Origin of the sequence: Mesorhizobium sp. B2-1-3, from assembly GCF_006442495.1 — a bacterium.
GTDB lineage: Bacteria > Pseudomonadota > Alphaproteobacteria > Rhizobiales > Rhizobiaceae > Mesorhizobium.
Genome location: NZ_VFWL01000002.1, coordinates 179,006 through 205,562 on the forward strand (window position 1 = coordinate 179,006; position 26,557 = coordinate 205,562).

At 64.3% G+C, this 26,557-nt stretch carries 24 protein-coding genes; 8 read left to right on the plus strand and 16 right to left on the minus strand.

Features of this window, described 5'->3' with window-relative positions; all coding sequences use genetic code 11:
* Positions 1–159 precede the first annotated feature (159 nt).
* On the minus strand, positions 160–945 hold the full coding sequence (locus FJ973_RS05385) for a TSUP family transporter (RefSeq protein WP_140555067.1): 786 nt from the start codon (positions 943–945) through the stop codon (positions 160–162).
* A gap of 185 nt (positions 946–1,130) precedes the next feature.
* Between FJ973_RS05385 and FJ973_RS05390 the strand changes: the two genes are divergently transcribed.
* Positions 1,131–1,562, plus strand: coding sequence for a TerB family tellurite resistance protein (locus FJ973_RS05390; RefSeq protein ID WP_140495687.1), 432 nt, complete (start codon positions 1,131–1,133; stop codon positions 1,560–1,562).
* A gap of 94 nt (positions 1,563–1,656) precedes the next feature.
* On the opposite strand, the gene FJ973_RS05395 is transcribed toward FJ973_RS05390, so the two are convergent.
* From FJ973_RS05395 to FJ973_RS05420, 5 genes are all read right to left on the minus strand, one after another.
* Positions 1,657–3,279, minus strand: a complete 1,623-nt coding sequence (locus FJ973_RS05395) for a dipeptide ABC transporter ATP-binding protein (protein ID WP_140555069.1) — start codon at positions 3,277–3,279, stop codon at positions 1,657–1,659.
* Positions 3,276–4,145, minus strand: coding sequence for an ABC transporter permease (locus FJ973_RS05400; RefSeq protein WP_140555071.1), 870 nt, complete (start codon positions 4,143–4,145; stop codon positions 3,276–3,278). The genes FJ973_RS05395 and FJ973_RS05400 overlap by 4 nt, the downstream gene beginning before the upstream one ends.
* A complete protein-coding gene (locus tag FJ973_RS05405; protein ID WP_140555073.1) occupies positions 4,142–5,089 on the minus strand; it encodes an ABC transporter permease in 948 nt (315 codons plus the stop codon). The genes FJ973_RS05400 and FJ973_RS05405 overlap by 4 nt, the downstream gene beginning before the upstream one ends.
* Before the next feature lie 301 nt (positions 5,090–5,390).
* Positions 5,391–6,869, minus strand: coding sequence for an ABC transporter substrate-binding protein (locus tag FJ973_RS05415; protein WP_140555075.1), 1,479 nt, complete (start codon positions 6,867–6,869; stop codon positions 5,391–5,393).
* Positions 6,870–7,027: 158 nt separating this feature from the next.
* Positions 7,028–8,302, minus strand: coding sequence for an acetylornithine deacetylase/succinyl-diaminopimelate desuccinylase family protein (locus tag FJ973_RS05420; protein WP_140521077.1), 1,275 nt, complete (start codon positions 8,300–8,302; stop codon positions 7,028–7,030).
* Positions 8,303–8,519: 217 nt separating this feature from the next.
* On the opposite strand from FJ973_RS05420, the gene FJ973_RS05425 reads away from it, so the two are divergent.
* Positions 8,520–8,948: a L,D-transpeptidase gene (locus FJ973_RS05425; RefSeq protein ID WP_140555076.1), complete on the plus strand. Its 429-nt coding sequence runs from the start codon at positions 8,520–8,522 to the stop codon at positions 8,946–8,948.
* Between the two features lie 44 nt (positions 8,949–8,992).
* On the opposite strand, the gene FJ973_RS05430 is transcribed toward FJ973_RS05425, so the two are convergent.
* From FJ973_RS05430 to FJ973_RS05455, 6 genes are all read right to left on the minus strand, one after another.
* Entirely contained in the window at positions 8,993–9,961 is a 969-nt protein-coding gene (locus tag FJ973_RS05430; protein ID WP_224519172.1) for a lipid A biosynthesis lauroyl acyltransferase, read from the minus strand.
* A gap of 12 nt (positions 9,962–9,973) precedes the next feature.
* Positions 9,974–11,002 (minus strand): zinc-binding dehydrogenase, encoded by a 1,029-nt coding sequence (locus FJ973_RS05435; protein ID WP_140517233.1) that lies wholly within the window; start codon positions 11,000–11,002, stop codon positions 9,974–9,976.
* Between the two features lie 37 nt (positions 11,003–11,039).
* The gene (locus FJ973_RS05440) at positions 11,040–12,311 is read right to left on the minus strand and encodes a beta-ketoacyl-ACP synthase (protein WP_140495696.1); all 1,272 of its coding nucleotides are present in this window, start codon (positions 12,309–12,311) and stop codon (positions 11,040–11,042) included.
* A gap of 41 nt (positions 12,312–12,352) precedes the next feature.
* On the minus strand, positions 12,353–13,540 hold the full coding sequence (locus FJ973_RS05445; protein WP_140555078.1) for a beta-ketoacyl-ACP synthase: 1,188 nt from the start codon (positions 13,538–13,540) through the stop codon (positions 12,353–12,355).
* A gap of 17 nt (positions 13,541–13,557) precedes the next feature.
* Entirely contained in the window at positions 13,558–13,839 is a 282-nt protein-coding gene (locus tag FJ973_RS05450) for an acyl carrier protein (RefSeq protein WP_010909964.1), read from the minus strand.
* Between the two features lie 303 nt (positions 13,840–14,142).
* Positions 14,143–14,691: a histidine phosphatase family protein gene (locus tag FJ973_RS05455; RefSeq protein ID WP_140555080.1), complete on the minus strand. Its 549-nt coding sequence runs from the start codon at positions 14,689–14,691 to the stop codon at positions 14,143–14,145.
* A gap of 263 nt (positions 14,692–14,954) precedes the next feature.
* On the opposite strand from FJ973_RS05455, the gene FJ973_RS05460 reads away from it, so the two are divergent.
* From FJ973_RS05460 to FJ973_RS05470, 3 genes are all read left to right on the plus strand, one after another.
* Positions 14,955–15,905: an AEC family transporter gene (locus tag FJ973_RS05460; protein ID WP_140521072.1), complete on the plus strand. Its 951-nt coding sequence runs from the start codon at positions 14,955–14,957 to the stop codon at positions 15,903–15,905.
* Between the two features lie 227 nt (positions 15,906–16,132).
* The gene (locus tag FJ973_RS05465; RefSeq protein ID WP_140555081.1) at positions 16,133–17,590 is read left to right on the plus strand and encodes an NAD-dependent succinate-semialdehyde dehydrogenase; all 1,458 of its coding nucleotides are present in this window, start codon (positions 16,133–16,135) and stop codon (positions 17,588–17,590) included.
* An 85-nt stretch (positions 17,591–17,675) separates the two neighbouring features.
* Positions 17,676–18,698 carry an aldose epimerase family protein gene (locus tag FJ973_RS05470; protein WP_140495701.1) on the plus strand — a complete coding sequence of 341 codons (1,023 nt, stop codon included), beginning with the start codon at positions 17,676–17,678 and terminating at the stop codon, positions 18,696–18,698.
* Positions 18,699–18,701: 3 nt separating this feature from the next.
* Here the strand turns inward: FJ973_RS05470 and FJ973_RS05475 are convergent, their stop codons facing one another.
* Entirely contained in the window at positions 18,702–19,622 is a 921-nt protein-coding gene (locus tag FJ973_RS05475) for a sugar kinase (RefSeq protein ID WP_140495702.1), read from the minus strand.
* Positions 19,623–19,773: 151 nt separating this feature from the next.
* Here FJ973_RS05475 and FJ973_RS05480 point away from each other — a divergent pair, with 151 nt between their 5' ends.
* Positions 19,774–20,223: a FixH family protein gene (locus tag FJ973_RS05480; protein WP_140495703.1), complete on the plus strand. Its 450-nt coding sequence runs from the start codon at positions 19,774–19,776 to the stop codon at positions 20,221–20,223.
* A 7-nt stretch (positions 20,224–20,230) separates the two neighbouring features.
* Positions 20,231–21,430 carry a cytochrome c peroxidase gene (locus FJ973_RS05485; RefSeq protein WP_140517218.1) on the plus strand — a complete coding sequence of 400 codons (1,200 nt, stop codon included), beginning with the start codon at positions 20,231–20,233 and terminating at the stop codon, positions 21,428–21,430.
* Position 21,431: 1 nt separating this feature from the next.
* On the opposite strand, the gene FJ973_RS05490 is transcribed toward FJ973_RS05485, so the two are convergent.
* The gene (locus FJ973_RS05490) at positions 21,432–21,884 is read right to left on the minus strand and encodes an Lrp/AsnC ligand binding domain-containing protein (RefSeq protein ID WP_140517216.1); all 453 of its coding nucleotides are present in this window, start codon (positions 21,882–21,884) and stop codon (positions 21,432–21,434) included.
* A 164-nt stretch (positions 21,885–22,048) separates the two neighbouring features.
* Here FJ973_RS05490 and putA point away from each other — a divergent pair, with 164 nt between their 5' ends.
* A complete protein-coding gene (gene putA / locus FJ973_RS05495; RefSeq protein ID WP_140555083.1) occupies positions 22,049–25,660 on the plus strand; it encodes a bifunctional proline dehydrogenase/L-glutamate gamma-semialdehyde dehydrogenase PutA in 3,612 nt (1,203 codons plus the stop codon).
* A gap of 28 nt (positions 25,661–25,688) precedes the next feature.
* Here putA and FJ973_RS05500 read toward each other — a convergent pair whose 3' ends face one another.
* The gene (locus FJ973_RS05500; RefSeq protein ID WP_140555085.1) at positions 25,689–26,003 is read right to left on the minus strand and encodes an antibiotic biosynthesis monooxygenase; all 315 of its coding nucleotides are present in this window, start codon (positions 26,001–26,003) and stop codon (positions 25,689–25,691) included.
* Positions 26,004–26,111: 108 nt separating this feature from the next.
* Entirely contained in the window at positions 26,112–26,555 is a 444-nt protein-coding gene (locus tag FJ973_RS05505; RefSeq protein WP_140555086.1) for a hypothetical protein, read from the minus strand.
* Between the last annotated feature and the right edge of the window lie 2 nt (positions 26,556–26,557).

Consider the following 26,557-nt stretch of genomic DNA (forward strand, 5'->3'; position numbering starts at 1 on the left):
ACGCGAGTGGATGAACGAAAGAGGCCGAGGGCGGCGAGAATGCCGATGAGGCGATGACAAGGGAGATGATGAAAACAATCTCGGTAGGTGCGCTGAGATTCATGTGCGGGTCCTCTCCGCGACATGATTCGAACAGCGGCATTCCATCAGGCGCGCGGGTCACACACCAATCAGGACGCGCAGGGGGTTCGCCGGGTCGGCCAGGAGCTTCGCCGCCAGAGCGACGCAGACGATGACAAGCAGCGGCTTGATCAGCCTGGCGCCGATGCGCATGGCCAGGCTGGCGCCGAGGCGGGCGCCGAGGAACTGGGCGACGCCCATCATCAGGCCGATCTTCCAGGAGATGACGCCGACCGCGGCGAAGACGACGAAGCCGCCGATGTTGGAGGCGAAGTTGAGCAGCTTGGTGTGGGCCGTCGCCTTGAGTACGCCGTAGCCGGCCAGCGCGACGAAGGCCAGCATGTAGAAGGACCCGGCACCCGGCCCGAACAGGCCGTCGTAAAAGCCGATGGCCGGCACCAGCGTTATCCCGAACAGGAAGGGCGTCATACGTTCGGCGCGGTCAACGTCGGTCATGTTGGGCTTCAGGGCGAAATAGAGCGCGATGGCGATCAGCACCAGCGGCAGAAGCGCCCGCAGCAGATCGCCGGGCACGATCGTTGCCAGCAAGGCGCCGACGGCACCGCCGGCAAGCGCCAGCAGCGCAGAAGGCAGTTGCCGGCGAAGGTCGACATGGCCTTTCGCGGCATAGTGGATGGTCGCAGATCCCGAGCCGAACATGCCCTGCAGCTTGTTGGTTCCCAGCGCCTCGACCGGCGAGAAGCCGGCCAGCAGCAGTGCGGGAATAGTGATCAGCCCACCGCCGCCGGCAATCGAGTCGACAAAGCCCGCGGCAAAACCGGCGAAGGCGAGCATGGCGACGGATTCTAAGGTGAGGTCGATCATCAGGGAGAAATCAAGCCAGAGATGCTCCGGCTTCGATCACGAACACCCCGTTTGCGCAAGACCGATTTCACGCTACTTCTATCCAAGCGCGTCGCGCCTGGATTTCGCGTTGTGCTGTCATTATCCCAAAACCGCTCCGCTTTTTTGGGCTACATGGATTAGAGGAATCGGCAAAGGGGCTCCCGATGGCATTCGAACTGCTCGACCAGATACGCTCGATCTTCGATGGCGACCCCGGGGTGCGCAAGGTGGCGGACGACCCCGTGTTGTCGGCGGAACTTCTGATGCTGTTCCGCATGATCCTGGCTGACGGAACGGTCAGCGAGAGCGAGATGGTTGCCTTCCGGCGCATCTGCAAGGATGCCTTCGGCATTCCGGAAACCAGCATCGACGCCGTCATCGAATATCTCAACGAATTCGGCTACGAAACCAATGGCTCACAGGCCATCGCGCTGTTCCGCGACCTCGATGTCGAGCGGCGCAAGCAACTGGCGCAGCATATGGCCGAGATCGCCAAGGCGGACGCGCAATTGGCCGAGACCGAGGTGCGCCTGCTGCGCCGCACGCTCGACCTGCTCGACATCAGCCCGGTCGACGTGGTGAAATCTGAGCAGTAGGTTGATGGGATCCCAGCCGGGCCGGCTGTCTACGGCAGCCCCGGCATTTGCGGCCTTTCACTCACACGGCGGATTCGCTTCGCGAACCGATCGCTCACCCCTGCTCCTGCATACGGCGTGCAATTGCCCTGTGCAGGTCCGGCGCTGCGGCGACAAGCGTCTTGGCCGCCTCGGATTGCGGGTGATCCAGCACCTCGCCCGTCCGGCCACGCTCGACGATCTGGCCGTCATGCATGACCAGCACTTCGTCCGTTATGGCGCGGGCGACGGTGAGGTCGTGGGTGATGAAGAGATAGGCGATGCCGAGTTTCTGGTTGAGCTCGGCGAACAGGTCGAGGATCTGAGCGCGGATCGAAACATCGAGCGCCGAAACCGGCTCGTCGGCGACGACCAGTTTTGGGCGGGTGATGATGGCGCGGGCGATCGACAGGCGCTGGCGCTGGCCGCCGGAAAATTCGTGCGGATACTTTTCCATGTCGTGCTGGTCGAGGCCGACCTCGTGCAGCGCCTGCGCCACCATCTCGCGGCGCTCGGCGCGCCCCGGTTTCCTGTCCAGCACGTGCAGCGGCTCGGCGACCAGTTTCTCGACCTTCTGGCGCGGATCGAACGAGCCATAGGGGTCCTGGAACACCACCTGCATGTCGCGCCGCGCCGGCTTCAGGTCCGCCTCGCTCTTGCCGGTGAGGGGCTCGCCGCGAAAGCGGATGGTCCCCGAACTCGGCCGGTCCAGCGCCAGGATCATGCGCGCCAAGGTGGACTTGCCGCAGCCGGAGCGGCCGACCAGCGCCACCGATTGGCCCGGCGCCATCGACAGCGACACGCCGTCGACGGCGCGGATATCAGGCGCGCGCCGGAACAGCGAGGTGCGCCGGCCTGGATAGTCGCGCGTCACGCCCTCCACCTCGAGCAAGGGCCGGGCTGCCGAGGCGCCATGCGGCCGGGCGCGGGCCGGCACGTGCATCGAGGCCAGCGCCAACTGGCGGGTATAGGGGTGGAGCTGTTCAGAGAGCGTGCGGGCCGTATCGCCGGCTTCCATGACTTCGCCCCGACGAAGAATGGTGATGCGATCCGCCATCTCGGTGACCACGGCGAGGTCATGCGAGATCAGGAGCAGGCCCATGCCGCTCTCCGCGACAAGGTCGCGCAAGAGGGTGAGGATTTGCGCCTGCAGCACCACGTCGAGCGCCGTGGTCGGCTCGTCGGCGATCAGCAGCTTCGGCTTCAGCGCGCAGGCCATGGCAATGACGACGCGCTGGCGCTGGCCACCGGACAGCTCGTGCGGATAGCGCGACAGCGGGAATTTTGCCGATGGCAAGCCAACCCGGTCGAGCATTTTTCGCGCCCGCTCTTCCGCCTCGGCACGTGTTGCCTTGGCATGCCAGCGTATGCCTTCGGCGACCTGCTCGCCGATGGTCTTGAGCGGGTTCAGCGCGGTCATCGGTTCCTGGAACACCATGCCGATATCGTCACCGCGCAGGGCGCACATCTGATCCTCGCTTGCCGCAAGGATGTCGATACCGTCGAAGGTGACGCGCCCGCTGGCACGCGCGGCATATGGCAAGAGCCGCATGACGCTCAGAGCCGTCATCGATTTGCCGGAGCCGGATTCGCCGACCAGCCCCATTACCTCGCCGGGCGCGATGGAGAACTCGATGCTCCGGAGGATCGGCGTGTCGCCGATCGCCAGCGACAGATTGTCGATTTCCAGAAGGCTCATCGTTGCCGCCGCGATTTCGGATCGAGGATGTCGGCGATGCCGTCGCCCAAAAGGTTCAGCCCAAGCACGGTGATCACGATCGCCATGCCGGGAAAGATCGCCATCCAGGGCGCCACCACCATGCGGGTCTGGGCGTCGAACAGCATGCGGCCCCAGCTCGGCATCGGCGGTTGGGCGCCAAGGCTCAGATAGGAAAGCCCGGCCTCGGCCAATATGCCGAGCGCGAACTGGATAGTGCCTTGCACCAGGAGCAAGGTGGCGATGTTGGGCAGCACATGTTCGATGGTGATCAGCGCCTTGCCCTTGCCCGCGGCGCGGGCGGCGAGGATGAATTCGCGCGGCCAGATCGCCAAGGCGCCGGCTCGGGCGACGCGGGCAAAAACCGGGATGTTGAAGATGCCGATGGCGATAATGGCATTGATGGCGCCGGGGCCGAAGATGGCGGTGATCATGATGGCCGACAAAAGCGCAGGGAAGGCGAAGACGAGATCGTTGATGCGCATCAAGGCCTCGTCGACGAGGCCGCCGCGCGCCGCGGCGAAAGCACCGAGCGGCACGCCGACGCCCATGCCGATGCCGACCGCGACCAGCGCCACCGCGATCGAATTGCGGGCGCCGACCATGATCATCGACAGGATGTCGCGGCCGAAATGGTCGGTGCCGAACCAGTGCGCCCAGGACGGCGCCAGCGTCTTGTCGGATATCACCAGCCGGGTCACGTCATAGGGCGTCCAGAGATAGGAGAGGATCGCCACCGCCGCCACGAACAACGTGACGGCGAAGCCGGCAAGAAACGAGCGGTTGCCGAACGCCTTGACGAGGATGCCGCCCAGCGTCTCTTCGGGGATGTCCGGATGCAACATCATTGCCGGCTTCGGAGGCGCGGATCGACGACGGCATAAGAGAGGTCGACGACGAGGTTGACGGCGATGACCGCGGCGACCAGCAGCATGACGACGCTTTCCACGACGATCAGGTCGCGCTGGGTGATCGCCTGGAACACCAGCCGGCCGAGGCCGGGCAGGTAGAAGACGTTCTCGATGATGATGGTGCCGGCGAGCAGGAAGGCGAATTGCAGGCCCAGAATGGTCAGCACCGGGATCATGGCGTTGCGCAGTGCGTGCCGCCACAGGACCGCGCGATAGGGCAGGCCCTTGGCGCGGGCGGTGCGGATATAGTCCTCGTTCAGCACCTCGATCAGTGCCGAACGGGTGACGCGTGCCAGGATCGCGGCCTGCGGCAATGCGAGCGCCACAGCCGGCAGCAGCAGTGATTTCAGCGCCGGCCAGGCACCGGCCCCCCAACCGGGAAAGCCGCCGGCCGGAACCAGCCGCAGCCAGACCGCGAAGAGATAGATCAGCATCAGCGCGAACCAGAAATTGGGAATGGCGACGCCGAGCTGCGCGGCGCCCATCGCCGCTGTGTCACCCATCCGCCCGCGATGGTTCGCTGAAAACAGGCCGACCGGGATGGCGATGAGGGTGGATAGGGCGAGCGCAATCAGCGCCAGCGGCAATGAGACGACGAGACGCTCGCGCACGAGGTCGATGACCGGCACCGAATAGGTGTAGGAGCGGCCGAAATCCAGGCAGAGCAGGCCGCCGGCCCAGTGCAGGTAGCGCCAGGGCAGGGGCGCGTCGAGGCCCATCTGGTTGCGCAGCAGCTCAACCTGGTCGGCGCTGGCATTCATGCCCAGCATCAGCCGCGCCGGGTCGCCGGGCAGGATCTCCAGCACCGCGAAGACGACCATGGAGGCCAGCGCCAACGTGGCGGCGGCGATCGCGAGACGCCTGAGGAGGTAGGCGGTCATCGCTTGATCGGCCAACAGTCGAAATCGGCGCTGCCCCTCATCTGCCTGCCGGCATCTTCTCCCCGTATAGAGACGGGGAGAAGGACGCCTTCGCAAAGGATTTCGCCAATCTTCAGCGTTGCAGAAAGGGTGCCGAGGTTGCGGCCAGCCCCCTTCTCCCCGTCACTATACGGGGAGAAGTGCCCGGCAGGGCGATGAGGGGCGGCGCAAACCTGAAGCGATCGTCCTGCGGCTCGGGTCAGGCAGCCCGGCAGGGCAGAGGGGGGTGCGGAGCGCAAGCGTCGCCTCTTGGCCAACGGCTTCACTCGTTCCACTTCACCTTGGTGAGATCATTGGCCTGGATCGGCGCGTTTTCCCACAGGCCCTGCAGCTTGGCGTCCCAGACGCCGACCTTGGGCAGTTCGTAGAGGAAGCCGACCACGGCGTCGTCGGCCAAGATCTTCTGTGCCTGCCCCAGCAATTCCTTGCGCTTGGCTTCATCGGAGGTGACGTCCAGATCGGCGATCACCTTGTCGAAGGCCGGATTGTCGTAATTGAAGTAATAATCCTTACGCGCATAGATACCGATGTCGTTGGGCTCGGTATGGGAGACGATGGTCAGGTCGTAGTCCTTCTTGGTGAACACCTGGTCCAGCCACTGCGCCCATTCGACCGGGATGATCTCGAGGTTGATGCCGACGTCACGGAGCTGCGAGGCGATGATCTCGCCGCCGAGCCTGGCATAGGTGGGCGGCGGAAGCTTCAGCGTCGCCTTGAAGCCATTCTCCAGGCCTGCTTCCTTCAAGAGTTCCTTGGCCTTGGCGACATCGTGCGGATAGCGGCCGGTGAGGTCGACGTAGTCCTTGTTGGCCGGCGACATATGCGAGCCGATCGGCAGGCCGAGGCCGGCCGAGGCACCGTCGATGATCGCCTTGCGATCGAGCGCGTAGGAGATCGCCTGCCTGACCAGCAATTTGTCGAAGGGCGGCTTCTTGTTGTTGATCGACAGGATGGTTTCGCCTTCGGTCGAACCGATCACCACCTTGAAACGCGGATCGTCCTTGACCTGCGCGAGACTGTCGGGATCGAAGAATGGGAACGCCTGGATATCGCCGGAAAGCAATGCCGGTACGCTAGCAGCGGCATCGGGCACGATGCGGAACTCGACCTTGTCGAGGTAAGCCGGCGTGCCCCAATAGCTGTCGGATTTCACCAGCGTGATCGAGGATCCCTTGGCCCAGCTCTGGAATTTGAACGGGCCGGTCCCGACCGGCTTTTCCTTGTTGGCGTCAGCGGATTTCGGCGAGACGATGACAGCATCGCCCCAGCCCATATTGTAGAGGAAGGGTCCCTGCGGGTTCTTCAACGTCACCTTGACCGTTGCCGGGTCGACCACGTCGACCGTATCGATGGCTGCGAACAGGGCTTTTTGCGCATTGACCGAATTGTCGGCGCGGGCGCGGTCGAGCGAGAATTTCACGTCGTCGGCGCTGAAGCCGGCGCCATCGTGGAATTTCACGCCGGTGTGCAGCTTGAAGGTGTAGGTCTTGCCGTCGTCGGAGATGGTCCAGCTTTCAGCCAAATCCGGCAGGACCTCGCCATTTGGCCCGATGCGGGTCAAGCCTTCGAACACGTTGGCGTAGAGAACCTCGTCGATTGCCGCGGCCGCGCCGGCGGTCGGATCGAGATGTGGCGGTTCGAGCGGGATGCCAATGACCAGATCGGTTCGCGCCGCCAGCGCGGGAGTGCCGACGGCCAGCGCCAGGACGGCGGCGGCCAGGATGGTTTTCCACAATTTCATGGTGCTACTCCCCGTGTGGTCAAACATGCGCTCAAACCGGGCGAATAGAAGCGTGATTTCGCACGGGAGTAAATTGCGTTTCGTGCCGCGCGGCGGCGTAGCCGGGAATGTTTTTCTCCGGACGGCCGCATTGATCGTTGGCTCTTGCCCGTGCGGCGCTATCGGGCGCCGCGCAGCAGCATGTTGAGCCCGAACGCCATCACCTTGGCCGATTCCACCATATCCGAGATCCCGACCCATTCGTCCGGCCGGTGGGCGAGATCGAGAATGCCTGGGCCATAGGCGATGCAATCATAGACATGGCCGATGCGGGCAATGTGCTTCTGGTCGTAGGTGCCGGGTGAAATGACGTAGTCGGGCTCGCGATCGAAGATCGCGTGGATGCCTTGCGCGATTGCCTTGACGACGGGAGCGTCGCGTTCGGTCATCAGCGGCAGCACCTCCATCAGGTCACGGATCTCGTAGTCGAACTTTTGCCGATCACGCTTCAGCCGCTCGAGAATGCCGGTCACCTCGCCCTTGACCGTGGCGATATCCTCTTCGAGCAGGAAGCGGCGGTCGATGGTCAGCCGGCAGGAATCGGGCACGTTGGGCGAGGGCAGGCCGGGCCGGAAATCCTCGGTCTGGCCGCCATGGATGGAGTTGATGTTCATGGTGGAACGCTTCGCCCCTTCGGGCACGACCGGCATGCGCGTCATCTTGCGGTCGAGCGCGGGGAACAATTCGTCCTCGAATGCCTGCAGCACGGCGCCCATATGGCGCACCGCATTGTCGCCGAGGAACGGCATCGAGCCATGCGCGATCTCGCCCTTGGTCTCGATCTCGGCCCACCAGACGCCGCGATGGCCAAGGCAGATGCGGTCCTTGTTCAGCGGTTCGGGAATGATGACGTGGTCGACCCTGGGTTTCGAGAAATAGCCGAGCCTCGCCAGATGCGCGACACCGCCGAAGCCGCCGGATTCCTCGTCGACCGTGCCTGATATCTCGATGGCACCGGGAAAATCGGGAAATACCTCCATGAAGGCTTCGGCCGCGATGATCGAGGAAGCCAGGCCGCCCTTCATGTCGCAGGCGCCGCGGCCATAGACCTTGCCGTCCCTGACGACGCCGGCGAAGGGATCGACGGTCCAGCCGTCGCCGGCCTCGACGACATCGATATGCGAGTTGAAGTGGACGCAGGCGCCGGGCGAGCGGCCCTCGAAGCGTGCGACGACGTTGACGCGCGGGTAGCGGTCGGTGTCGCCGGGCGTGCCTTCGGCGCGGATGAACTCGGTTTCGAAGCCGCTCTTCTTCAGCCGCGCGCCAAGAAATTCGGCGCATGGCCGGTACGCTTCGCCGGGGGGGTTGATGGTGGGAAAACGGATCAACTCGGCGGTCAGCGCGACGAGATCGTCGCGCCGGTCATCGATCGCTTGGAAGAGTCGCTCGTTCATGGCCCGAGTTGAGCAACGATCGGCGTCGTTTTGCAAGTCCGCTGGCAATTGGGCCGTTGCGGCGTGTCGTTACGGCAACTCTTGCGGGAATTCGTTCAAATTCGCTGCTTTGGATTGGCGAATTGGTCAAGGGTATATGTTATGCCGTTCACCTGTCATTAAAGAGATGAAAAACGACGTGAAGGCAGGCAAGGGGCAATCAAAGGGGTTTGATCGCATGAAAAAGACAGTTCTCATGGCAGCAGCACTTGTCACGATGCTGTTGGGTGTTTCGGTGCAGAGCTGGGCAGCCAGCCTCATTGCAAATATAGACGTGTCGTCGCAGACGATGACGGTCAGGTACGGCCAGGACGTTTACCGGTGGAGCGTGTCCACGGCTCGGTCCGGCTACTTCACGCCACGCGGCACCTACCGGCCGCAGCGAACGGCCCGGATGTGGTATTCGCGCAAATACGACATGTCGCCGATGCCTTATTCCGTGTTCTTCCACGGCGGCTATGCCATCCACGGAACGGGCGCGGTGAGGCAGCTCGGTCGACCGGCGTCGCATGGCTGCGTGCGGCTGCATACGGCCAATGCGGCGGCTTTCTACTCGATGGTGCGAGAAGTCGGCTTCGGCAACACGCGCATCGTCGTGAGGAACTGACTGCTAAGCCGGCTTGTGCCGGAGGCGCATCGGACGGCTCCAGACTACGCGCTTCGGGTCTTTGCCTTGCGTCGCTTGCGGCTGATGTCCCATCTCTTGTGGAACCACATCCACTGGCCGGGATCCTCGCGCACCCAGCGCTCGACCACGTCGTTGAGGAGCTGGGTGGTGGCGCGCACGTCGACACTGCCATCGGCGGTGCGGGGCAATGTCAGCTTCTCTTCTATCTCGAGCCTGAAGCGGTTGCCCGGCAGCCTGACGCAGCGCGCCGGGTAGACGTCGCAATCATAATGACGGGCAAGTGTGCCGAGCACGCGATTGCTCTGGCAGGGGCGGCCGAAGAATGTCGTTTCCAGGCCGCCCGTGAACTTCTGGTCGACGAGGACCCCGATATTGCCGCCGTTTTCCAATACCGAGGCGAGCGCGAACGAAGCGCCCGCCATCGAGGGCAGCAACGATCCCATGGTCGCGCGGCGCGTCGAGAGGATGTAGTCGGCCAGGTACGGATTGTTGGGCGGGCGAAACAGCGCGGTGATATTCATGCCGAAAGTAGCCGCCGCCACCGGCAGCAATTCAAAATTGCCGAGATGTCCGGTGAAGACGATGTGCGGCTTCTTTTCGGCCGCGATCTCGACGAAATGGTCTACTCCCCTGACCTCGACACGGCCGGGACTGGTGGCGGCTGGATCGTAGTCGAACAAGGCGTCGAGAAAGATGTATTCGGCGGCGAGACGCGCCATGTTGCCCCACATGTCGGAGGCGATGGCCTGGATCTCGGCTTCGCTCTTGTGCGGATAGGCCTTGCGCAGATTCTCGACGGCCACATTATGGCGTCCGACCCATGGACCGATGCGGCGGGCGACGCGGTCGGCGAAATTCAGCGCGCTGTCGGGGGGCAGCAGGCGCAGCACCGAGATGATGATCATCGCAATGCGCGCGACCAGCCAGTGCTCGAACCGGCGCAATTGCCGGCCGTAGCGGAACATCAGGTCGCGGCGAAGCTTCTTCAACACAGAAGTCAGGGCCTAGACGACGCGTAGGATGATCTTGCCAAAGACGTCGCGGCCTTCCATGCGCTTCAGCGCGGCGTCGATGTCGTCGAAGCCGACTTCGGTATCGATGACGGGTGCGACCTGTCCCGCCGCCATCTTCTGCATGGCGTCAGCCATGTTCTCCATGCGGCAGCCGAAGGAGCCGAGCAGCTTCAACTGCTGCTGGAAAAGCTGCATCAGATTGACCTGCGCCGACACGCCGGACGTCGAGCCGCAGGTGACGAGCCGGCCACCGCGCTTCAGGCACAGCATCGAGCCGGCAAAGGTGTCGGCGCCGACATGTTCGAAGACGACGTCGACGCCCTTCTTCTTGGTCAGCTTGCGCACGACGCCCTCGAACCGGTCGTCACGGTAGTTGATGACATGATCGGCGCCGAGCGCCTTGGCCTTGTCTATCTTGTCGTTCGAGCCGACCGTGGTGATGACCGTGCAGCCCATCCGCTTCGCCAGTTGGATGGCGGCCGAGCCGATGCCGGATCCGCCGGCGTGGACAAGGATCGTCTCGCCGGGCTCGAGCCTGGCATTGTCGAACAGCATGTGTTCGACGGTGCCGAAAGTGACGGGGGCGACAGCCGCGCCGATCTCGCTCACGCCTGGAGGGACGGGGACCAGCAGGCGCGCCGGCAGGTTGATCTTCTCCTGCGCGAAGCCGTCGAGGTGGAAGCCATGAACGCCCGAGACGTGTTCGCAAAGATTGTCGCGGCCTTCGCGGCAGGCACGGCAAAGGCCGCAGGTGCGCGCGCCGTAGATCGAGACCAACTGTCCCGGCAGCAGGCCGGAAACGCCGGGACCGACGGTCTCGACCTCGCCGGAGGCTTCCGCGCCGACGACCAGCGGCAGCTTGCGCTTGGCGAAAGCCATGCCGCGCCAGCCCCAGACGTCAATGTGGTTCAGCGCCACTGCCTTGATGCGCAGCGTCACCTCGCCGAGCGCGGGCGGCGGCGGGGGCGGCAGGTCCACCGTTTCAAGACGGCGGTCCTCGATAAGTTGCAGTGCGCGCATGGAGCCTGTCGGTTCTGTTCTAGCGGAAGTGGCTCGCTTAGACCGGTTCCCGCGCCATGACAAGGCAAGTGTTCTGGCCGCCAAAGCCGAAGGAGTTCGAAAGCACGGTGCCAACCTGCGCATTGCGCTTCTTGTTGGGCACGACATCGAGCACGATCGCCGGATCGGGATTGTCGTAGTTGATGGTCGGCGGAATGACGCCTTCGCGCATGGTCATGAGAGAAAACGCCGCTTCCACCGCGCCGGCGGCGGACAGCGTATGGCCGATCATGGACTTGTTGGACGAGATCGGCATCGAGCCGATCCGCTCGCCGAACACCGTCGACAGCGACAGGTGCTCCATCTTGTCATTTTCCGGCGTCGAGGTGCCATGCGCGTTGACATAGTCGATCTCGTCCTCGCCCAGGCCGGCATCGGCGAGGGCGGCGCGCACCGCCGCGATGGCCGGCGAACCATCCGGCTTGGAGCGGGTGCGGTGGAAATCGTCCGCCTTTTCGCCGCAGCCGCGCAGAATGCCCAGAACGCTTGCTCCACGGGCGAGCGCTGCCTCCAGCGATTCCAGCACCAGAGCGCCGGAACCTTCGGCCAGCACGAAGCCGTCGCGGTCCTTGGAGAAGGGCTTAGAAGCCTTTTCCGGGATGTCGTTGTGGGTCGAAAGCGCCGACAGCAGCGAAAAACGGATCAGCGCCTCGGCGGTCGCCGAGCCGTCCGCGCCGATCGACAGCGCCCGGTCGCATTCGCCTCTGCGGATTGCCTCGACCCCAAGCTGGATGGCCGTTGCACCGGAGGCGCAAGCGGTCGACAGCGTGATCGGCAGGCCGCGCGTGCCGAAACGGTCGGCGAGCCGGTCGGCGATCGACCCGAACTGCGTGGTCTCGAATGTATCGAGCTCCTTCAAGCCGCGCGCCACCCGAAGCAGCCTTTCGGCACCGGCGTCGTGCTTGTCGGAATTATAGAGCGCGAACCGCTCATGCCAGTCGAGTTCGACCGGCGGCGAGGCCAGAAACAGCGGTCCGCCGAAGTCGCTGGAATTGAGGCCGGCTTCGGCAACGGCTTCCTGCGCGGCCGTCTCCGCCAGTTCGTATGTGAGGGGGCTGGCGCCCTTCGAGCTCGACGCAAGGAAATCGACCATGCCGGAAATGCGGGTGTTGAGGTGGTCGACAGGGAAGCGGGTGATCGGGTGGATGCCCGATCTGCCCGAGGTCAGCGCCGTCCAGTTGTCTGATTTGCCGGCTCCAAGGGAAGTAACCACGCCGATGCCTGTGACGGCAACGATCGGCCTGCCCATGTGATCTCTGAGATTGGCCATCCGGAAGCCCTAACCTTTGTCGTTGTATGTGGCTGGCCGCTCTATGCGGCGTTGACCAGCGCCATGCCCTCGAATTGGTGGTAGCCGATCGCCGTTGCAAGGACGCTTCTTGGAATGCCTTCGAACGGTTTCTCGGCAGCGGCATCGAAAACGGGGTAGGCGGCCTTACGGTCGACGGCGAGCGCCGCCAGCGCCACGGCGAAGGGAAACTGCGCTTCCTTCATGTGGCCGGTCAGCGTCGCGAAGCCGCGCACCGCGATCGCGGGATTGCTGTCGAACGCCGACTTCTCGGCAGCGGTAGCCGCGTGAGCGCCTGAGGCGCCAGACAGGGAAAGCAAGCCGCCATTCGGCACGGCGGTCTTCTTGAGCAGCGCGGCGATCTCGGAATCGAGCTCGCCCTGCCGCCGCCTGGCACGGCCGGAGACGACCGGGCCGAGCTCGGCATAGATCCTGCGCCCCCGGCTTGCCGCGTGTTCGCGCTGCTCCAGCACCAGGAAAGCGCCGCCGGATCCCGATACCACGCCGCCACCTTCGGCGCCTTGCCGCTGCCAGACGGGCTTCCAGGCGCCGCGATGCAGGTAGCCGGCAAGCTCATAGCCGAGCAACATATCGGAATGTTCGGTCTGGAAGGCGCCGCCCACCAGTATATGCGTCGACTGGCCGGAACGAATGCGCGCGGCAGCCGTCTCGACGGCGGCTACGCCGGCGCCTTCCTCGCCCATGAAGGTCCTGGACGATCCCGTCACCTTGTGGACGATGGAGATGTTGCCGGCGAGCAGATTGGAAAGCTGTGCCAGGAACAGGGTGGGGCGCAGTTCGGTGGTGAGCTTCTCGTTGAGCAGCACGTCACGGTCGTTGCGGCTTTCCGAGGCGGCCAGGATGGCGGCATCGACCGCTTCGTCGCGCTCGCCGCCGCCGGCGGCCACGACCATGTCCATGGTCGTGCAGAGCTCGTCATTGCCCTTGATGCCTGCATCGTCCAGCGCAAGACCCGCGGCATAGGTGCCGAGCCTCTGCCAGGTTTCCATCTGGCGCTGGTCGCCGCGCTTGGCGATCTGCAGGTTCCAGTCGATCTCCGGCAGCGGATGGACGGTGTAGGGCGCGAAACGCTCGGCTTCGAGCACCGGCTTCTGACCCGGCTGAGTGAGCTTGCGCCAGTGTTCATCGGGGCCTTCTCCCAACGAGGAGACAAGGCCAATGCCGGTGATGACGACGTCGCGGGGGCTCATGGATGATCGGGTACGGATCAGGCGGTCTTGGCGGCGACCAGTGCGTCGATCTTGGCGCACAGGTTCTTCATGACAAAGTAATCGTCCGTCGAGGCCTTGCCGTCATTGACTTCCTGGGTCCACTTTTCCAGCGGCACCTTGATGCCGAATTCCTTGTCGATGGCGAAGACGATGTCGAGGAAATCGAGGCTGTCGATGCCGAGATCGTCGATCGTGTGGCTCTCGGGCGTGATGGTGTCGATATCGATCTCGCTGGTGTCGGCAATGATCTTGGCGACTTTGTCGAACGTGGTGGACAAGGGCTTTTCCTTCGGTTGCGGGCGGAATCTGTCCGCATCTTGTTTGGGCGCTGTCTAATCGGTTTTTCCCGGCAGGAAAAGGCCTGATACGCCGGGCGCAGATGGGTAGCGTGCCCAAGAAACGCAAGACGGGCCGCCGGTCAACCCGGCGGCCCGTACATGGCTGGCGGCCGCGGATGATGTTGGCCTCATTGTCGCGGCCCTAGCGCGGCATCTTTTTTGGGTGGTATTTTGGCAACATTACCTCTGTCGCAAGTTCTCATCGACGCGTGGCTGCTCGCGGATGCGCCGGTCGGCCCCGATTTAGAACGTAACCCGGCCGAGCACACGCAGACTGTCGCCCTGCGGCTCGACGACAACGGCTTCGCCCTCGCGCGGCGAGACGCCGGTCAACGCAGCGATATTTTCCAGATGAGTGACCATGACCAGGTTGTCAGAGCCGGAATAGGCGCGGATTTCCTTCATGATCGCGGCGATCTGGGCCGCCTTTTGCGCCGCGTCGCCCTTCAGCAGGTCGAGCGGCGCGAAAGGCTCCGGCTCGGTCTCGAAGGCGATGCGCGCGGTGTCGAGGCAGCGGCAATAGCGGCTGGACAGCACGCGCTCGATCGGCGCGGCGCGGGCGGCAAGCAAGGCGCCGATCTTGCTCGACTGCTGCTTGCCGCGTGCTGACAGATTGACCTGGGTGGCGCAGCTGTCGATATCAAAATTGGCGGGATCGGTGGTGCCGGTGACCATGGCATGGCGCAAAAGCACGACATGGCCGCCATCGCGCAGCAGCGCCCAGCCGGCATCCGTCGCATGCGCTGCAGCCGGAACGCCAAACAGGAACAACGCCAAGGCAAATCGGATCATCGTAATCCTTCCAGGAGCCGGGCACCGGCCACCCGCATATAGGGATCGGAAAGCAGGTACAAAGACAAGCGAAAGGCCTGCGGTCTCCGCGGTCTCACTTCTCCTTCGTCATCCGCTGCTTCACCAGATCGGTCTTCCGGTCGTGAGCGGGATGGGAAAAGTCCAGCCGCCTTCGGCGATGCCCCGCTTGGCAGAACAAATTCGGGGTCGAAGAAATTCGGGCGCGATTGCACCGCGACCTTGGCTCGCCTATCCCTGGAAAAATGTCTCCGCTTACCGAAACCGTCCTTTTCGTCTTCAGCCTCGTGGCGCTCGGCTACCTCGCCGGGTTCACCGGTTATATGAAGCCGGCGAGCGGCGAGGGGATATCCGATTTCGCGGTCAGCGTTGCGATGCCGCTGCTGTTGTTCCAGACGATGGTGAATGCCGATTTCCACGGGGTGGCACCGTGGTCGCTATGGGGGGCCTATTTCGCGGCGGTGGCAATCACCTGGGCCGCCGGCCATGTCGTTACCACGCGGATATTCGGACGCGACGCACGCGCCGGTGTCGTCGGCGGCGTGTCGTCGGCCTATTCCAATGTTGTCCTGCTCGGCGCGCCGTTCATTCTCGGCATATTCGGGCGGGACGGATTCGAGGTGCTGTCGCTTCTGGTTTCCGTGCATCTGCCTGTCATGATGATGGCTTCGATCGTGCTGTTCGAGATGTTCGGCCGCGGCGGCGGCGAGCATGTGCATCCCGTGCGCGTCGTCCGCAACTTCCTGAGGCGGCTGTTCATCAATCCGCTGATCATCGGCATTCTTTTGGGTCTCGCATGGCGCTTCAGCGGCATCCCGCTGCCCGAACTGGTCATGCGGCTGGTGGACGCGCTGGCCGGCACCGCCGGGCCGGTGGCGCTGTTCGCCATGGGGCTCAGCCTGCGCCGCTTCGGCATATCAGGCAATGTCCGCCCGGCGCTGGCGCTATCAACACTGAAGCTGTTCCTGATGCCGGCGCTGGTTCTGATCTTCGTCTGGTTGCTCGGCCTGCCGCCCTTGACCGCCAAGGTAGCGGTCGTGGTGGCGGCGCTCCCATCCGGCATCAATTCCTATCTCATTGCCGTGCAGTTCAACACAGGCCAGGCGCTGGCTTCGAACCAGATGACCATCGCGACCGCGAGCGCGGTCGTCACCACTGCTTTCTGGCTGGCGGTGAGCGTGCACGTCTTCGGCTGACATGAATAAGACCAGGGTATGAGCCGCTCGGCGTGAGTCCGTTCGACGCGATGTCTCAGCGGTGAAATCAAACCTCGGCTCTCGCCTTGCACTGGCATAACCCCTATATGCCATCTTGCGATTGCTTGCGGGGCTTTCCCTAGGTTAAGAGCAATGGCCCCAGCGCACGGTGCGCTAATCGAAGACATCCAGATAGCGGCCCGTGAGCGCCGAACGGAGGCTAGACCATGCTTCAGAAAACCAGCCATTTCATGCGCCAGGCCAATCTCATCAACGGCGAATGGGTGCAGGCCGACAGCGGCCAGACGGTCGACGTCACCAATCCGGCAACCGGCCTCAAGATCGGCACCGTGCCCAAGGCAGGCAAGGTCGAGACCCGCCGCGCCATCGAAGCCGCCGACGAAGCTTTCAAGACCTGGCGCAAGACGACCGCGCTCGAGCGCTCGAAGCTGCTGCGCAAGCTGCACGATGCCATGATGGACAATCAGGACGTTCTGGCGGAGCTCCTGACCATTGAACAGGGCAAGTCGCTGTTCGAATCGAAGGGCGAGATCGGCTCGGCCGCCTCCTACATCCTGTGGTTCGCCGAGGAGGGCCGCCGCACCTATGGTGATGTCGTGCCGTCGCCGTGGGCGGACCGCCGCATCCTGGTGACCAAGGAACCGGTCGGCGTCATCGCCGCCATCACGCCGTGGAATTTCCCGTCCTCGATGCTGGCCCGCAAGCTCGGCCCGGCACTCGCCGCGGGTTGCACCGCCGTGGTCAAGCCCGCCTCGCAGACGCCTTACTCCGGTCTCGCCTGGGGCGCGCTGGCCGAGGAAGTCGGCTTCCCCAAGGGCGTAATCAACATCCTGACCGGTGCGGCCGGCGAAATTGGCGATGAGATCTGCGCCAATCCGCTGGTCAAGAAGATCACTTTTACCGGCTCGACCGAGGTCGGCAAGATCCTGATCCAGAAGTCGTCCGTCACCGTGAAGAAGGTGTCGATGGAGCTCGGCGGCAATGCGCCGTTCATCGTCTTCGACGACGCCGACATCGACCGCGCCGTCGCCGGTGCGATCACGGCCAAGTATCGCAATTCGGGCCAGACCTGCGTCTGTACGAACCGCTTCCTTGTCCAGGCCGGCGTCTATGACCGGTTCGTCGAGAAGCTGGCTGCCGCCAGCGACAAGCTGAAGGTCGGCTCCGGCCTGGAGGAGGGCGTGCAGCAGGGGCCGCTGATCGACGAGAAAGCGGTGGAGAAGGTCGAGGAACTGATCGCCGACGCGACTTCGAAGGGCGGCAAGATCGTCGCCGGCGGCAAGCGCCATGCGCTCGGCGGCTCGTTCTTCCAGCCGACCGTCATCGCCGATGCGACGCCCAAGATGCGCTTCATGAAGGAAGAGATTTTCGGGCCGGTGGCGCCCGTCTTCAGGTTCGAGACCGAGGAAGAGGCGATTGCGCTTGCCAATGACACCGAATTCGGCCTCGCCTGCTATTTCTACACCGGCGATCTCGGCCGCGCCTTCCGCGTCATGGAAGGGCTGAAATATGGCATGGTCGGCGTCAATGAAGGCCTGATCACCACGCCGGAAGCACCGTTCGGCGGCGTCAAGGAGTCCGGGCTCGGCAAGGAAGGCGGACATCAGGGTATCGAGGATTACCTCGACACCAAATATGTCTGCATCGGCGGCCTCGGCCTCTGATAGACTGTCGCCGGGACAGGCAGGCCTGTGATCTGCCTGCCCCGGCTACGAAACGGGCCGTCTGGATCAACTGACGTTTGCGGGCATGGCAATGAAGGACGGCGAGGTTTTCGGCACCACCCAGGCGGGCGACCCGATTCGCCGCTTCACCATCAGAGGCGGCGGACTTAGCGCCAATATCCTTGGGCTCGGCGCGATCATCCAGGACCTGCGCCTGGCCGGCCACGATGCGCCTCTCGTGCTCGGCTATGATAATCTATCATCCTATGAAACCGACACGGCTTTCTTCGGCGCGGTCGTCGGCCGCTATGCCAACCGCATCCGCGACGGCCGTTTCACCATCGCCGGCAAGCGCTACCAGACCGAGCGCAATTTTCTCGACAAGCACACGCTGCATGGAGGCTCGCAAGGCTTTTTCCATCGGCCGTGGACGGTTTCGCTGCACGGGCGGGACTTCGTCACGCTGACGCTGCACGATCCCGACGGCACGATGGGCTTTCCCGGGGCACTCGACGTCACCTGCACCTACCGGCTGAAGATCCCCGGTACGCTCAGCGTCGAGATATCAGCGACGTGCGAGGAGCCGACGCTGTGCAATCTCACGCAGCATTCCTACTTCAACCTCGATGATGGCGGGACGGGCGACATCCTCGATCACCGGATGATGCTCAATGCCGGCGCCTATCTGCCGGTGGATGGCGAAATGATTCCGACGGGCACGGTGAAGCCTGTCGACGGCACGCCCTTCGATTTCCGCCAGGCGCGGCCGCTGCGCATGGAGACCGAAGGCGAGCAGCTTGCCTACGACCAGAATTTCTGCCTCGCCTCGGCGCGTGGGCCGCTCAAGCAGGCGGCGTGGGTGCAAGGAGCGAGCTCCGGCGTCGAGATGGAACTGTGGACCACGGAGCCCGGCGTCCAGCTCTATACCGGCCAGTATGTGACGCCGCGCACGGGGCTGGAAGGGCGAAACCACAAAGCTTTCTGTGGTTTTTGCCTGGAGCCGCAAATATGGCCGGACGCACCGAACCGGCCCTATTTCCCGCAGGCGACACTGTGGCCGGGTGCGATCTACCATCACGTGACGGAATATCGGTTCCGGCTGCCCTGACCCTCAATCCGTTTCGAATGCCGCACGCAACGTCTCGAATGGCGCCAATGCGCCGCGAACCTGCACCACGCTGGCCGCGACACGGTGCGCGCGCTTTGTAGCCTCCGCAGGGGTGTGTCCGGCGAGACGCGCGGCGAGATAGCCGCCGTTGAAGGAATCGCCCGCGCCCGTGGTGTCGACGGGCGTGGCCACATGGATCGCCTGAACGTCCCGCAGCGTCCCGTTCTCGACGATCAGCGCCGGCTGTTCACCGTTCTTGACCACGACTTCGCCGACCAGTTGCCCGAGCCGCCCAGCCGTTGCCTGTGGCGCTTCATCGCCGAACAGCATCTGCTCGTCCGGGAAAGTCGGCAATGCGATGTCGGTGACGGCGAGCGCCTCCAGGATCGCGGCTTGCGCCTCCTCGCGATCGCGCCACAGCCGTGGCCGGTAGTTGGGATCGAAGGCGATCAGCGACCCCGCGGATCGCGCCTCGGCCACGGCCGATAGCAACGTGGCGCGCGCAGCGGAGTCCAGAATTCCCAAAGTGATTCCGGAAAAGTAGACAAGCGCCTGCTTTTCAAGGCTTTTTGCCAACGCAGCCGGATTGGAGGCAAGCTGCCTGGCAGCCGCATCGCCGCGCCAATAGGTGAAGGAGCGTTCCGCGCCGGTCAGCGTGATGGCATAGAGGCCGGGCCGCGCCCCCGGGATAACAGGGCTTTCGCCAATGCCGATGCCATTGTCCGCGAAGAAGCCGATCTGGTCTTGCGAGAAAGGATCGTCTCCGAAAGCCGAGACGTAGGTCGCTGGCCTTCCACTCAGCGCATGCAGGGCCCACAGCGTGTTGAACGTATCGCCGGCAAATCCCATGCGCCAGTTCGAACCTGTTTGGCCCGAAAGCTCGATCATGCATTCGCCGATCGAGGCGACACCTTTGCCGATCATGATCCATCCCCTTTTACGATGCTGCTGTAGCTTTTTGGAGAGTAGAGCGCCATGCTTGGCAAGGGCGGTTTTTTCCGTCACCTGCGATTCCAACAGGTTTGGCGGGATGCGATCGGTGCGGCAAAACGTTATCCCCTGAAGAGGAACCGGCTTGGCTTCGATATGGCGTTATCTTTTGGCGGGTCTTGGTCTGGCAGCCTTGCTGGCTGGCATCCTGGCAGTGGTCTATCTGACCGCACCGCGAACCGCGCAGGTTGCCGGCCCGGATATCTCCCGAACCAAAAAGACCGAGAACGGATTGTTCATGGCGAGCTTCGCGCCGGAACGCGGCGTCGTCCGTCAAGGCGAACTGGAAGCCTGGCTGTTGACGTTGAAGACGATAGCCGGGACGCCGGTGGAAGGGGCCGCGATCGCGGTATCGGGAGGCATGCCGCAGCACCGCCACGGCCTGCCGACCAGCCCGCAAGCGACGGACTATCTCGGCGACGGGCGCTATCGCATCGAAGGCGTGAAATTCACCATGAGCGGCTGGTGGCAGCTGCATTTTGCCATCTCCGCGACGGCTGGGTCGGATACGGTCGTCTTCAACGTCGTGCTGTGAGCCGCAGATGAGGCGTCTTGCGCGCTTTTTCGTCTTGATGGCGATGGCCGTCCTTGCCGGCTGCGGCAAGCCGGACTTTTCCGATGCCGAGAAGAAGACCATCGCCTCGCTGGCGCTGTCGAGGCTGCCGGCGCTGAAACCCGACACCACCAACCGGTTCGCCGATGTCCCGGCCGCCGCTGCCCTTGGCTCGACGCTGTTCTTTGACGCCAGCATGAGCCGCGACGGCACGGTGTCCTGCTCGACCTGCCACAAGATCGACAGGCAGTTTCAGGACGGCCTGCCGCAGGCGGTTGGCGTCGGCCGCACGAACCGGCGTACCATGCCGCTCGCCGGCATCGCGCGCGATCCCTGGTTTTTCTGGGACGGACGGCGCGACAGCCTGTGGGCGCAGGCGCTGACGCCGCTGGAGAACCCCCTGGAGCAGGCGGGAAACCGCGCCGCCTATGCGCATTACATCAAGGCGCGCTTCGGCGACCGCTATGAGCGCATCTTCGGCCCGCTGCCCGATCTGTCCGACATACCAGCCAATGCCAGTCCGCTCGGCAGCGATGCCGAGAAGGCTGCATGGCGCGCCATGAGCGACCAGCAGCGTGACGCGATAAACGGGGTGTTCGCCAACATCGGCAAAGCAATCGCTGCCTTCGAACGCTCGATCGAGCCGCCGCAGGCCCGCTTCGACCGGTTCGCGCTGGACCTGGCGACCGGCGCCGAGCCGAAAGGCGACGCCGCCTTCTCCCGGGAGGAAATCCTCGGCCTGAAACTGTTCATCGGCAAGGCCAATTGCGTGACCTGCCACAATGGGCCGCGCTTCACCGACAATGGGTTCCACAACACCGGCGTGCCGCCGGTCAACGGGCTGCCGCCGGATCGCGGCCGCGTCGACGCGGTACGCCAAGTTCAAGCCGACCCGTTCAACTGCTTCGGCGCCTATCGCGATGGCGATGTCGGCGCCTGCGGCGAATTGCGGTTCATGGTCAAGGATGCGCCGGAATTGGTGCGCGCCTACAAGACGCCTTCGCTTCGCGGCGCGGCGACGCGGCCGCCCTACATGCACGCCGGTCAGTTTGCGTCGCTCGACGAGGTGGTGGCGCATTATGCCAAGGCTGCCCCCAGTGTGGAGGGGACATCCGAAATTCATCCGCTGGCGCTGTCGGACCGCGAGCGCGCGGCGCTGGTGGCGTTTTTGAAGACCTTGGCGGAATGAACTATCGATCCTTCACAGTCTCCATCGCCACGAAGGTCGAGGTCTGGGCGACATGGGGCAGGGCGGAGATGCGCTCGCCCAGCACGCGGCGATAGGCGGCGATGTCGCGGGTGCGGACCTTCAGCAGATAATCGAAGCTCGACGCCATCATGTGGCACTGTTCGATCTCCGGAACGGCTTGGACAGAGCGGTTGAAAGCGTCCAGCGCGGCGGACCGGGTGTCGGACAGTTTCACCTGGACGAAGGCGACATGGCCTTCGCCCATGCGCTCGCGATCGATAATCGCCTGGTAGCCCCTGATATAGCCGTCCTTCTCCAGCCGCTTCACCCGCGCCTGCACCGGCGTCTTGGACAGGCCGACCTTGGCGGCGAGCTCCGACATGGAAAGCCTGCCGTCGCTTGCCAGCGCCGACAGGATGTTCCTGTCGATGCGGTCCAATTGGTCTTCCCTCATCGAAAATGCAGCCTTCTTCGGGTAGTTTGCGGTGACATGATAGATCGATCGAACTGCAATGTCGATTTCTTCAGACCGCCTGAAAATCGGGACTTGTGCTAGCTTGCGCCATTCGGTCCGGTGACCGCCGGCCCGCTCCCTTGTGCTTGCCAGTAGGACCCGCCATGCCAGCGCTCGACGCCATCCGCCAGCAAATCCGCGCCAACTATCTGCCCGACGAGGATCAGGCCGTGAAGCGGCTGGCCGAGGCGAGCGGCCTCTCGGCGGAGGATCGCCGGGCGATTTCGGCTCGTGCCGCCGATCTGGTGCGGGCAGTGCGCGGCTCGTCCGATCCACGGCTGATGGAGGTTTTCCTCTCCGCCTATGGCCTTTCCACCAAGGAGGGCGTGGCGCTGATGTGCCTGGCCGAAGCACTGCTGCGCGTGCCCGATACCGAGACGATGGACGACCTGATCGCCGACAAGATCGCGCCGCACGACTGGTCGGCGCATTCGGGCGGCTCGAGCTCCATCTTCGTCAATGCATCGACCTGGGCGCTGATGCTGACCGGCCGCGTGCTCGATGAAGGCGAGGGCGGCATCGAAGGCACGCTGCGCGCCATGGTGCGCCGGCTCGGCGAGCCCGTCATCCGCAAGGCGGTGGCGGCGGCTATGCGCGAGATGGGCGAGCAGTTCGTGCTCGGCCGCACCATCGCCGAAGCGGTGAAGCGCGGCCGGCCGATGACGCAGAAGGGTTATCTCTATTCCTTCGACATGCTGGGCGAGGCGGCCCGCACCGAGGCCGATGCGCTGCGCTACCACAAGGCGTATGCCGATGCCATCTCGTCACTCGATGCCGGTTCAAACGGGCCTGATATCCGCCACAACCACGGCATCTCGGTGAAGCTCTCGGCGCTGCATCCGCGCTACGAGGAAGCGCAGAAGGAAGAGATGCTGCCTGTCATGGCCGAGCGGCTCCTTTCGCTGGCGCTCGCGGCGCGCCATTCGCGCATGGGCCTCAATATCGATGCCGAGGAGGCCGATCGCCTCGACCTCTCGCTCGACGTCATCGAGCGCGTGCTTGCCGAGCCGGAGCTTGCAGGCTGGAACGGCTTTGGCGTCGTCGTCCAGGCCTATGGTCCGCGCGCTGCCTTCGTCATCGACTGGCTCTATGCGCTTGCCACGAAATACGATCGCACCATCATGGTGCGGCTGGTCAAGGGTGCCTATTGGGATACCGAGATCAAGCGGGCGCAGACGCTGGGGCTCGCCGGCTACCCCGTCTTCACCCGCAAGGTCAACACCGACGTTTCTTATCTCGCTTGCGCGAGAAAGCTTTTGTCGATGACCGATCGCATCTATCCGCAATTCGCCACCCACAATGCCCACACTGTCGCCGCCATCCTGTCGATGACGAAGAACCGTGAGAGCTTCGAGTTCCAGCGCCTGCACGGGATGGGCGAGGCGTTGCACGAGACGGTGCGTAAGGCCGAAGGCACGCGCTGCCGCATCTACGCGCCTGTCGGCGCGCATTCCGACCTGCTCGCCTATCTGGTGCGCCGGCTGCTGGAGAACGGCGCCAATTCATCTTTCGTCCACCAGCTTACCGACGAGGATGTCGAGCCCGAAGACATCGCGCGCGACCCGCTAGAAGCGGTCGAGAGCCAAGGCCCCGCCGCCAATCCCGCGATCCCCCGGCCTGCCGTCATCTTCGGTGCAAGCCGCCGCAACTCGAAAGGGTTCGACATCACCGATCCGGTGACGTTGGCAGCAATCGAGAAGGAGAGGACAGCCTTCGCGGGCCCTAACCGCTGGCACGCCAAGCCGATCACGCGCGCGGCCGGCTATGGCGAGCAACGCCCGGTCGTCAATCCCGCCAGGCCTTCGGAAGTGGTGGGCACGGTCAGCGAAGCCACCGCCAAGCAGGCGGCAACCGCCGTGCGCATCGCCGTCGAAGCGCAGCCAGCCTGGGCAAAGCGTCCGGTTGCCGAGCGCGCGGCCATCCTCAATCGCGCCGCCGATCTCTACGAGGCCAATGCCGTCGAATTCTTCGCGCTGGCCACCCGCGAGGCCGGCAAATCGCTGGCCGACGGCGTCGCCGAAGTGCGCGAAGCGGTGGATTTCCTGCGCTATTACGCGGCCGAGGCGGCCAATGCCGAAGCGGGCACCGAGGCGCGCGGCGTCATTGTCTGCATCTCGCCGTGGAATTTCCCCCTCGCCATCTTCACGGGCCAGATCGCCGCAGCGCTCGTCACCGGCAATTCGGTAATTGCAAAGCCCGCCGAACAGACGCCGCTGATCGCTTTCCGAGCCGTCGAAATGCTGCGCGAGGCCGGCGTGCCGGAAGACGTCATCCAGCTTCTGCCGGGCGATGGCCCCTCGGTCGGGGGGCCACTGACATCAGATCCGCGCATTGCCGGCGTCTGCTTCACCGGCTCGACCGAGGTCGCCAAGCTGATCGAGAAGCAACTGGCCGAGACAGCCGCGCCCGATGCCATGCTGATCGCCGAGACGGGCGGGCTGAATGCCATGATCGTCGATTCCACCGCGCTGCCCGAGCAGGCGGTGCGCGATATCCTCGCCTCCGCCTTCCAGAGTGCGGGCCAGCGCTGTTCGGCGCTGCGCGTCCTCTATGTGCAGAAGGATGTCGAGAAGAAGATGCTGGAGATGCTGAAGGGCGCCATGGAGGCGCTCAAGGTCGGCGATCCCTGGGCTATCTCGACGGATGTCGGTCCCGTCATCGACGACGAGGCGCAGGGTTCGATCCGCGATTACTGCACGACGATGGGTTTGCAGGGACGGCTGATCGCCAAGCTCGAAGCACCCAGGGATGGCCGCTTCGTCGCGCCGCATGTGTTTCGGGTCAAGGGTATCGAGGAGATGGAGCGCGAAGTGTTCGGGCCGGTGCTCCATGTCGCCAGTTTCGACGCCGATGAGATCGATGCGGTGATCGCCGCCATCAACCGCAAGGGCTACGGCCTGACGTTCGGTCTGCACACCCGCATCGAGGGTCGCGTGCAGCATTTCGTCGACGGGATCCATGCCGGCAACATCTATGTCAACCGCAACCAGATCGGCGCGGTCGTCGGCTCGCAGCCGTTCGGCGGCGAGGGGCTGTCCGGCACCGGGCCCAAAGCCGGCGGACCGCATTATCTCCGGCGCTTTCGCAAGGGACCGGAGGCAGGCGCGCCTGTTGGCGACGGCCACAAGGTGACGGCGACCGAACTCGCCGACAATCTGCCCGATCCCGCGCTTGGCGGCTGGTCGACGCGGCCGGACCGCATCGCCATCCTGCGCAAGCATTTGCGCGGCAAAGGTGCCGCGGCGATCGGAGCAGCCGCCGGTATCGATTTCGGCCAGATCGACCTGCCCGGGCCGACCGGCGAGGCCAACACGCTGTCACTGGCGCCGCGCGGCCGGGTGCTGTGCCTGGGACCAGACGGCGACACGCTGCTTGCCCAGACGATTCAGGCGCTCGCCGCCGGCAATGCGGTGCTGGCGGTGGCGCCAGGAGCGCCGGCGGCACTTTCAGCGCTGACCGGCAAGGGCCTGCCGCTGGCGGCGATCGACGGCCGCCCCGATCCGGTCGAGGCTCGGTCGTTGCACGTCGACGTCGTCGCCTTCTCGGGGACGCCGGAAGCGGCGCGTATCGTGCGCAAGGTGATCGCCGAACGCGCAGGGCCGATCGTGCCGCTGGTCAGCGAGGTGCTCAATCCGGCGGCTTACGCGCATGAGCGGGCCGTTTGCGTCGACACGACCGCCGCGGGCGGCAATGCCAGCCTGCTTGCGGCGGCGTGAGGACCCTTATCCGGCTGGCGAGGTTGCTTCAGGCGCCCTCGACGACCGAAAAACCCTCGAACTGGGGATGGCCGATATAGTGGACCTTCGTCGTGCCGACGTTCCTGTGGGCGGCGCGAAAGTTCTCCGACTTGGTCCAGGCGATGAAATCGTCGTGGCTTGCCCAGACCGTGTGCGAGGCAAACAGCGTATAGCCCTCGGTCTCGTTCACTGGGCCGCGAAGCAGATGGAACTCCCGGAAACCCTTCATTTCCGCGAGGCTGGAATCGCGGTTTTTCCACACAGCTTCGAAATCGGCTTCCGAGCCGTTCTGCACCTTGAAGCGGTTCATGGCGATGTACATGGAGTTCCTTTCGATTTCCTGGACTGAGACGGGTGGCTCCCGATTGGGTAAGTTCAGAAAGGCCTGCTTGCGTGCCGCAGGCATGCCGCACGCAGTCCCACGCCGTGCTCAGACCCCGAAGGCGATGCTGGTCTTGGCATCTGTCTTGAGTTTTCGCATGCAGGTGTTCGGCTCGACGCCGGTGCCGACGCATTCGGTCGCGCTGTTGATCAGCACGCGGCTGACCTTGGCGCAGTTGGTGCCAGCGAGATCGAAGCGCGTCACCTTGGTCTTGCCGGCCGGCAGGTCCTTGAAGTCGAGCACGGTCAGGCGGTCGACGACGCCAGCGTCGTTGAACAGCGCGATCTCGAACGCCGCCCTGGAAAGGTCGGCGCCGAGATTGTTGGTGACCACGAAGGTCAGGCGGCAGCCCTTTTCGGAGGGTTGCGCGCCATTGAGTTCAAGGACGAGAGCAGGCGCCGACGCGGACTCTTGTGCCCACGCCGGAACTGCTGCAAGCGACATCGCCAGCGCCGAGGTCAGCAGACGAAGGGATGCCGTCAAGTTCGTCATCA